This window comes from Rhodococcus sp. P14, from assembly GCF_000256505.1.
Classification (GTDB): Bacteria; Actinomycetota; Actinomycetes; order Mycobacteriales; family Mycobacteriaceae; genus Rhodococcus; species Rhodococcus ruber.
Map to the genome: position 1 here is coordinate 1 of NZ_AJFC01000146.1, position 8582 is coordinate 8582.

9 protein-coding genes and 1 pseudogene are annotated in these 8582 nt (G+C 72.1%); 5 read left to right on the plus strand and 5 right to left on the minus strand.

Features of this window, described 5'->3' with window-relative positions:
* A pseudogene (locus OEY_RS28315) lies at positions 1-218 on the plus strand (gluconate kinase); the annotation flags it as partial.
* Between the two features lie 52 nt (positions 219-270).
* Positions 271-996 (plus strand): VIT1/CCC1 transporter family protein, encoded by a 726-nt coding sequence (locus tag OEY_RS0110940; protein ID WP_010593919.1) that lies wholly within the window; start codon positions 271-273, stop codon positions 994-996.
* 39 nt (positions 997-1035) lie between these two features.
* Here the strand turns inward: OEY_RS0110940 and OEY_RS0110945 are convergent, their stop codons facing one another.
* From OEY_RS0110945 to OEY_RS0110955, 3 genes are all read right to left on the minus strand, one after another.
* A complete protein-coding gene (locus OEY_RS0110945; protein WP_010593920.1) occupies positions 1036-1929 on the minus strand; it encodes a universal stress protein in 894 nt (297 codons plus the stop codon).
* A 51-nt stretch (positions 1930-1980) separates the two neighbouring features.
* Entirely contained in the window at positions 1981-3000 is a 1020-nt protein-coding gene (locus tag OEY_RS0110950; RefSeq protein ID WP_029539990.1) for a zinc-binding alcohol dehydrogenase family protein, read from the minus strand.
* 102 nt (positions 3001-3102) lie between these two features.
* Complete coding sequence (locus OEY_RS0110955; protein ID WP_010593922.1) at positions 3103-4629, minus strand: CYTH and CHAD domain-containing protein; 1527 nt, start codon at positions 4627-4629, stop codon at positions 3103-3105.
* A gap of 227 nt (positions 4630-4856) precedes the next feature.
* Between OEY_RS0110955 and OEY_RS0110960 the strand changes: the two genes are divergently transcribed.
* Positions 4857-5390 carry a flavodoxin domain-containing protein gene (locus OEY_RS0110960; protein WP_026137801.1) on the plus strand — a complete coding sequence of 178 codons (534 nt, stop codon included), beginning with the start codon at positions 4857-4859 and terminating at the stop codon, positions 5388-5390.
* Complete coding sequence (locus OEY_RS0110965; protein ID WP_010593924.1) at positions 5380-6387, plus strand: Acg family FMN-binding oxidoreductase; 1008 nt, start codon at positions 5380-5382, stop codon at positions 6385-6387. Before OEY_RS0110960 ends, OEY_RS0110965 begins: the two co-directional genes overlap by 11 nt.
* A 15-nt stretch (positions 6388-6402) precedes the next feature.
* On the opposite strand, the gene OEY_RS0110970 is transcribed toward OEY_RS0110965, so the two are convergent.
* Complete coding sequence (locus OEY_RS0110970; RefSeq protein WP_003936463.1) at positions 6403-6909, minus strand: SRPBCC domain-containing protein; 507 nt, start codon at positions 6907-6909, stop codon at positions 6403-6405.
* 29 nt (positions 6910-6938) lie between these two features.
* Positions 6939-7859: a pseudouridine synthase gene (locus tag OEY_RS0110975; protein ID WP_010593925.1), complete on the minus strand. Its 921-nt coding sequence runs from the start codon at positions 7857-7859 to the stop codon at positions 6939-6941.
* A 97-nt stretch (positions 7860-7956) separates the two neighbouring features.
* Here OEY_RS0110975 and OEY_RS0110980 point away from each other — a divergent pair.
* Positions 7957-8582, plus strand: a 626-nt coding sequence (locus OEY_RS0110980; protein WP_010593926.1) for a universal stress protein, incomplete at its 3' end; no start/stop codon positions are given.

Here is an 8582-nt window from a genome sequence, read left to right on the forward strand (position 1 = left end):
TCGAGATCGAGTGCCGGGCGGACCCGGCAGTGCTGGTCCGCCGCATCGTGGCCCGGCGTGAGCGGGGCGGCGACGCGTCGGATGCCACGCCCGCGGTCCTGGACGACCAGCTCCACGTGCGCGACGAATGGCCCACGGCGCGCGTCGTGGACACGAGCGGCGACAGCCTTCCCGACGGCGCGTGGCTCGAACGGGAACTCGGCCCCCGGCCGTGGTAAGGACAGGCTCGCATTGCTACCGCGACGGGTGGAATCGCCCTAGCCTGAGGGCATGTCGACCGATCCCTCGCTCAGCCACGCCGACGTCGAACCGCATTCCGGCGGCATCTCGGCGAAACTGAACTGGCTGCGCGCCGGCGTCATGGGCGCGAACGACGGCATCGTCTCCACGGCCGGTCTCGTCGTCGGTGTCGCTGCCGCCACCACCGACGAATCGACCATTCTCACAGCGGGTTTCGCCGGCCTCGCGGCGGGTGCGGTGTCGATGGCCCTGGGGGAGTACGTGTCGGTCAGCGCGCAGCGGGACACCGAGCGGGCGCTGCTGCACAAGGAACGCCGCGAGCTCGAGGAGATGCCGGACGCCGAGCTCGAGGAGCTGACCGCGCTGCTCGAAGGCAAGGGGATGTCGAGGGTGACGGCGCGCACCGCGGCGAAGGAGATGACCGAGCGCGACGCGCTGTCTGCACACGCCGAGGTCGAACTCGGTATCGACCCCGGGGCGCTGGCGAATCCGTGGGCCGCGGCGCTCTCGTCGGCGGTCGCGTTCACCGTCGGCGCACTCGTGCCGCTGCTCGTGATCGTGCTGCCGCCGGCGGACCTGCGGGTTCCCGTCACCTTCGTGTCGGTGCTCGTGGCGCTGGCCCTGACGGGCTCGGTCAGCGCGTGGCTCGGTGGGGCGCGGCGCGGGCGGGCGATGTCCCGCGTCGTGATCGGCGGTGCGCTCGCGATGATCGTGACGTACGCGGTGGGTCTGGCATTCGGGACCGCGACGGCCTGAGCCCGGCGCCGCCCCGGGACGGGCGGCACCGGACGGTCGTCACTTCTTGCGGCTGATCATGATCGGGCAGGGCGCGTTGTGCAGAAGATTCTGGCTCACCGACCCGAGCAGCGCCCCGGTGAACTGGCTGCGACCGTGACTGCCCACCACGACGAGCTGCGCGTCCTCGAGCTGCCGCAGGATCACCTTGGCGACGGGACCCCGGTCCACGACGCGGCGGACCTCCACGTCGGGGAACTTCTCGTGCCAGCCGGCGAGAGTCTCGGCCAGGACCGCGGATTCGGACTCGCCCACCGCCTCCCAGTCCACGAGCGTCGCGACCGTGCCGACGCCGAGTGCCGCGTCGCCGATCCACGAGTGCACCGCGACCAGCGGTACACCGAACAGGGCTGCGTACTCGAAGGCGTGCCCGACCGCCGCCGTCGACAGCTCACTGCCGTCGACGCCGACGACGATGGGACGGGTGTCCGGCAACGGACGTTCGGTGTCGCCGCGCCACACCACCACCGGGCACGGGGCGTGGTTGGCCACGCGCAGCACGGTCGAGCCGAGCAGGAAGTTCTCCACGGCGTTTGCGCCGGTGGCGCCCATCACCACGAGCCGGGCGTCCTCGGCGGCCTCGAGCAGGGAGTTGGCGGCGGGGCCCGGCCCCATGAAGCCCTGCACCTCGAGATCCGGATGGTCGGAGCGGATCACGTCGGTGACGCTCGCCAGGATCGCTTCGCCGTCCTCCCGGAGCTGGTCGACCATCTGCGACTGGATGAGCACCGCGGCCTCGCTGTAGAAGATCCCTTCACTGGGCAGCGAGTGCACCAGGTGCAGGGGCGCTCCCAGCCGCGCGGCGAGGGCGGCCGCCCACCGGGCCGCACTCGTGGCGACGGCGGAACCGTCCACGCCCGCTACGACGGCATTCCGGTTGGCAAGTGTGCTCATTCGTTCTCCTTCTCGGTGCGTTCTCCGCGCTCGGGGCGCAGGACGAGTGTTTCACGGAACCAGGACCGCCGCGCCGCCGAAACGGCCCGCGGACAGGTCCTCGAGCGCGCGGTCGGCCCGGTCGAGCCCGTACGCGGTGGTGGTGACGTGCAGGTGGTGTTCGTTCGCGAAGCCGAGGAATTCGCGTGCGTCGGAGCGGGTGTTGGCCGTGACGCTGCGCACCTGCCGTTCGCGGAACAGATGCTGCTGATAGTTCAGCGGCGGCACGTCGCTGAGGTGGATGCCGGCGACCGCGAGGGTGCCGCCGGCGTCCAGTGCGGCGAGCGCGGTGGGCACCAGTTCCCCGGCGGGGGCGAACAGGATCGCCGAGTTCAACGGCTCGGGCGGCGCGTCGTATGCGCCCTGAGCCGAGGCCGCACCGAGGTCCAGAGCGAGCCGCCGGGCGGTCTCGCCGCGGGTCATGACGTGCACGCGCGCACCCCGGGCCAGAGCGACCTGCGCGGCGAGGTGGGCGCTGCCGCCGAAGCCGTACAGACCGAGCACGCCGCCTTCCGGAACGTCGGCACGCTCCAGAGCCCGATAGCCGATGATGCCGGCGCACAGCAGCGGGGCGAGTTCGGCGTCCGAGTACCCGGACGGCAGGGGGAGGGCGAAAGCGGCAGGGACGGTGGCATATTCGGCGTATCCGCCGTCCGCGTCCCAGCCCGTGTAGGTGGAGTTCGGGCACAGGTTCTCGTCCCCGCGCAGGCAGTACCGGCACCGGCCGCACGTACTGCGCAGCCACGGGATGCCCACCCGGTCGCCGACCCGGTGTGTGCCGACGTCGCCGCCGACCCGGTGTGTGCCGACGTCGCCGCCGACCACCTCGCCGACGATCTCGTGGCCGGGGACGACGTGCGGCCGGTGCACCGGCAGGTCACCCTCGCTCACGTGCAGGTCGGTCCGGCACACCCCGCACGCGAGGACTCGCACCAGCAGTTCCCCGGAAGCGGGTTCGGGGATCGGTTCCCGAACCGGCCGCAGCGGGTGTTCCGCCGCGGGCCGCGGCCGGTCGACCCGCCATGCCCGCATCTCTCCGTGGGTGCTCACGGGCGTCTCCTTCCGTCGTCCGGGCTCAGCATGCCCCCTCGCGGCGGTGGTCGGCCAGGGGAGAAGGACCCGGACGCGGGTGGTTCACCTCCACAGGGGTTTCGATGCTCGCCGCGCCCGTTTCCAGGCACGTTCGAGGTGCGCGACCTGCTCCTCGCCGACCTCGAGTTCGCGCTGGTAGACGATCCCGAGACCGAAGCTCGACTCGGCGGTGTGCTCCTGCTCGGACACCATCTCGAGCAGGTGCTCGCGCGCGACCACCGAGTCCTGGAACTCGCCGAGCAGATCCTGGAAGTCGTCGAAGTGATCGAGGGCGCGTTCGGCGCGCTTGCGGTGCAGCGGCCGCAGCACCTCGATGGCGTAGCGCATCCGCTTGGCGCCCTTGCGGGCCCGATGGACGATTTCGTCCCGCTCGGCGTGCGTCGCGGCCTCCCCGGCGTGACGCACCCGGCGCGAGACCTTCTTCGCGAGACGCGCGAGCGCGCGGTCGAGATCCTTCGGGCGGACCTGCCGTGCCTCCCGGCCGGCGCCGGACCCGACCGTCCCCGCCGCGAGCCCGTCGATCAGTGTGTCGAGCGCCTCGAGCAGAGCCGCGTAACGGTCCGAGTCGAGGGCGGCGACGGCCTCGAGTCGCGCCGCGTCCGACCGGGCGGAGAAGTACTCGTCGACGCGGGCGCGGATGGCCTCACGCTGCGCCTCCACGGGCACCTCCGCGATGCGGCCCACGAGGCGTTCCCACTGCACCTCCAGGTCCCGCGAGGGGCTGAGTTTCCTTCCCGTCCAACGCAGTTCTTCGACCAGGCCGTCGTCGATCGCGAACGTTCCCGCATACGTCTGCAGCGCGCTGCGGATCCGGCGCAGGGCCTTGCGCATGCTGTGGACGGAGTCCGGAGCGTCCCGGCGCACGCCGATCTCGGCGAGTTCGAGGGTGCGCAGCTCGCCGCGCAGGTAATCGCGCAGGTGTCCGGCCGGACCGGGCACCTGCTCCTCGGCCGGCAGCAGATCGGCCAGCGCCCGATGCAACTTGGAAGGACTCGGTGCCCGCGTGATTCCGGCTTCGGTCAGCCGCTCCTCGACGGCGTCGAGCAGCTCGGTGCCGCCCGACGCGAGCTCGACCTCGATCTCGCGCCATTGCTGCGGTTCGCTGCCCTCCTCCCGCGTCGCCGAGACGTCGTCGACGACGACTTCCGCGAGGACCCGGCCCTCCTCGTCGATCAGGCGGTGGCGCCACCGCTGCGTGTTCAGCGCCGCCGCGAGCGTGACGGGACGCGCACGGCGCACCCCGCGCAACAGGGCGAGCAGTTCGGCCGGGGGCCGGTCGGTGTCGTCGCCCAGCGGGAAGCGCACCTCTGTCCGGGTGTCGGTGCCGGCGGGGAGCTTCGTGTGCCAGCCGGCGTCGTGCCCTCCCTCACGGCGGCGCAGGGTGATCCCGGCGCGCAGCAACCGCAGGTCGTCGGTGTCGTAGTACCGCGCGGACAGCTGCTGCAGTTCGGGTTCGGGGTGAGCGTCGACGCCGGGCAGGCCCGACAGGTCCGGCAGCTGCTGCCCGTGCCCGACCGTGTACTTGCGTTCCGATTCCTCGACCGTGTCGATCCTGGGCGGCATGGTCATGCGTCCGACTCCTGTTCCGGCAGGTTCCCTGGTGTTCTCCGCGCGCGTCGGCGGCGTCCGTCAGACCACTCTGCCACCCGGTCGCCCCCCTGCGCCTGTCGCCGGCGATCGGCGCAGCGCCCCCGCCGCCGGACGCCGCTGCGGGGCCTGTGCGCGGGTCCTTCGACTCTGGCCGACCGCGTGCCCGCCGGGCGATCATCGAATAACCTGGGCCGGGGAGGACGCAGATGAGGATTTTGGTCACGGCGGCGAGCAGGCACGGCTCGACCACGGAGATCGCCACGGCTCTCGCGGCCGCCCTGCGCGACAAGGGAGCGCGCGTCGACGTCGTCGCCCCCGAGCAGGTCGACGCCGTGGACGGCTACGACGCGGTGGTCCTCGGCAGCGCCGTCTACCTCGGGCACTGGCTGCACCCCGCGAAGACCTTCGTCGATCGGCATGCCGGCGCCCTGCGGGAGCGCGCGGTCTTCCTGTTCTCCTCGGGCCCCATCGGCGATCAGGACCGGCCCGTGAACAGGCCGTACGACGCGTCGCACGCGTCGGAGCGCACCGGCGCGCGGGAACACCGGATGTTCGCCGGGAAGCTGGATCCGGAGGTCCTCGGTGCCGGCGAACGCGTGGTCGCCCGCATGACCGGAGGGCGTACCGGGGACTTCCGGGACTGGGACGCGATCGGAAACTGGGCGGCGCAGATCGTCGAGTCCGTGGGGCGGCAGGCGGTCGAGTCGAGCGGCTGGGGGAGAGACAGCGATGGTCACTGAGATCCGGCCGGACGTCGCCACGATCCGCGATGCGGTCGAGTCGGCGTGCCGGGCGCCGTCCCTGCACAACAGCCAGCCGTGGCGCTGGGAGTGGACGGGCGGACGACTCGAACTGTATGCCGTGGCCGAGCGGATGCTCGGTCGCACCGATCCCGGCGGCCGGCAGCTGCTCCTCGGCTGCGGTGCGGCGCTGCACCACGTCCGCGTGGCGCTGTCCGCCGCGTCGTGGATCCCCACGGTGACCCGGCTTCCGGATCCGTCGCGGCCGGACCTGCTGGCCGTGCTCGACTTCGACCGGCCGCACACGGTCGACGCCCGTGACGCAGCCCTCGCCCTCGCGATCGACGCCCGGCACACCGACCGGCGGCCGTTCGCGGCGCCCACGACCCTGCGCGAGAGCCTGGTGGACCTGGAGAACGCCGCCCGCCGGGAGGGTGCATCGCTGTCGATCCTCGACGCCGGTGCCCGCTCGGATCTCGCGCGGGCGTCGGAACTGAGTACGGCGATCCGCGAGGGCGACGACGCCTACCGGCAGGAGCTGGCCTGGTGGACCGGTCGCGCGGAACCCGGCGACACCGGCGTTCCGGCATCCGCACTGCTCGACGACGAAGCCGCCGGGGACGTCGACGTTGCGCGTCGATTTCCCACGGGCGCAGGGAATTTGGACACCGTGCAGCCGAAGGTGGACGCGTCGGCGCTGGCGGTCCTGAGCACCCGGAGCGACGAACGGATCGACTGGCTGCGGGCCGGGGAGGCGATGTCTGCGGTGCTGCTCGAAGCCACCGCGGCGCACTTGGCGACGTGCCCGCTCACCCACGTGACGGAGATCGAGGCCAGCCGGGGCATCGTGCGCACGGCGACGGCACGGACCGGGGAGGTCGCAGGATTCCCTCAGGTGGTGATCCGGCTGGGGGCACGCAGCGCCCGCGGGCTGCCGACCACGTCGCGGCGTCCGGTCGACGAGGTCTTCGTCGACCGGAGCGGAGGGGCCGGATAGTCCCGGGCGGGCAGGTCAGTCGGACGGGTTGCGGTACATCTCGGCGAGTTCCCGGGCACGATCTCCCGGTGACCAGTCCACGTCGCGACCTTCCAGCTGGGCTTCGAGGACCTCGAATCCGGCGTGCCAGTCGGCACCGTGTGCGTAGGCAGAGTCCTCGTCCTCGACGGTGTGCGTGAGCGTCAGCCAGCAGCCGCCGGAACCGTCCGGCACCAGTTCCCAGTGCAGCACCTCGGCGTCCCACATGTATTCGAGAATGCGTCCGGGGTGCACGGCGATGACGGTGCCCGTGGCGGTGTGGTCGGCGGGCAGCCCGAGGCGCTCGGCCTGCTGCTCGGTGGCATGGAAGACGAGCTGGGCACCGGGGGTCAGATCCAGTTCCACTCGGGCCGGGAACCAGGCGCGCAGATACTCGGGGTCGGTGATGACCCGCCATACGCGGTCCGGGGGATGGGCGAAGGCATGCTGGAAGCGCAGGGCGACGCGACCGTCGTAGGTGCGCGAAACGATGCCGTTATCCATGGGGTCCTCCAAGACGTGAGCCCGCGCGATCAACGGGGTCCTGGTGTGCTGTGCCTCCATGCTGCCAGGTTTCGTGCGCTGACGAAGCGGGTCCGCCGACCTGTGTACGGATCGTCGAACTCCACCGCGCGGGCCAGCAGCTGCAGGGGGTTCGAATAGTCTTGGGGCGCAACGTCGTATGCGTTCGGGTAGAGGTTGTCGCCGAGGATCGGCAGACCGAGGGAATTCATGTGGACGCGCAGCTGGTGCGTCTTGCCGGTGCGTGGCAGCAGGCGGTAACGGCCCAGGCCGGCGTCCGTGTCGAGCAGCTCGACCCGGCTGAGGGCATTGACCTCGCCCGGCACCTCACGCGCCTGCAGCACGCCCCGTTCCTTGACGATGCGGCTGCGCACCTCCCGCGGAAACCGCATACCGGGCACGTGCCGCGCGACGGCCTCGTACTCCTTGTCCACCCGCCGCGCATCGAAGAGCGACTGGTAGGCCCGGCGCGCGCCGGCGTGGACGGTGAACACCAGCACGCCCGCCGTCAGCCTGTCGAGCCGGTGCGCCGGACTCAGTTCCGGCAGGTCGAGTTCGCGGCGCAACCGCACCAGCGCGGTCTCGGCCACCCACGACCCGCGCGGCGTCGTCGCCAGGAAATGCGGCTTGTCCACCACCAGCAGGTGCTCGTCGCGGTGCAGCACGTCGATCTCGAACGGCACCCGCTCCTCGACCGGCGAATCGCGGTACAGGTACACGAATCGGCCCGCCGCGTACGGGGTGTCCTCGGTGATCGCCGTGCCCGCGCCGTCGACGACCTCGCCGCCTGCGACCTTCTCCCGCACGCGTGCGACGTCGGCGGGGAACCGCGCCGACAGGAACTCCGCCACCGTCGCCCAGGAGCCGCCGTCGGGCAGCCGCAGGCGGGTCGGATTCAGGCCGTCGCGGACGGGCAGCGGAGCGCGGCGCACCCCCGCACGGTAACTGTTTCCGTCAACCGTCCGCGCAGCGACCGGGGTATGGCGACACTGGTGTCGGAACAACCGGGACGAGACTGAGGAGCGGGCAATGGACGATGCGCCGATCGTGGTCGGTATCGACGGATCGGCGCCCGCGCGCGCCGCGCTGCAGTGGGCAGCCGCCGAGGCCGCCGCCACGGACGTGCCGCTGCTGCTCGTCTCCAGCGCGAACGCCGGCGGAATCGGCGCCTCGTCGCCGTTCGTCGACGAACTGCGCTTCACCGCGCGACGGAACCTGGCGTCCGCCGCCGAGTCCGTGCAGCGGGAGCACCCGGACCTGTCCGTCCGCACCGAGCAGTCGAGTCTGGTGGCCGCACAGGCGCTGCTCGGGCACTCCGGCCGGGCACGGATGCTCGTCCTCGGCCGACGTGGGCTCGGCGAGTTCACCGGCGGTCTGGTCGGATCGGTGACCTCGGCGGTGGTCGCGCATGCACGCTGCCCCGTCGCGGTGATCCCCGGCCCCGACGAGGCCGGACGCGGTGCGGACGGTCCCGTCGTGGTCGGCGTCGACGGTTCGCGGGCGAGCCTGCACGCCCTCGACGTCGCTTTCGAGGCCGCCGACCGCTACGGGGCGCCGCTGGTGGCGGTGCACGCCTGGTCGGACCGTGACCTCGTCGACGTGGTGGCCGGCACGCCCGGAGCGACGTGGGACGACGTCGACCAGCAGGAGAGCGT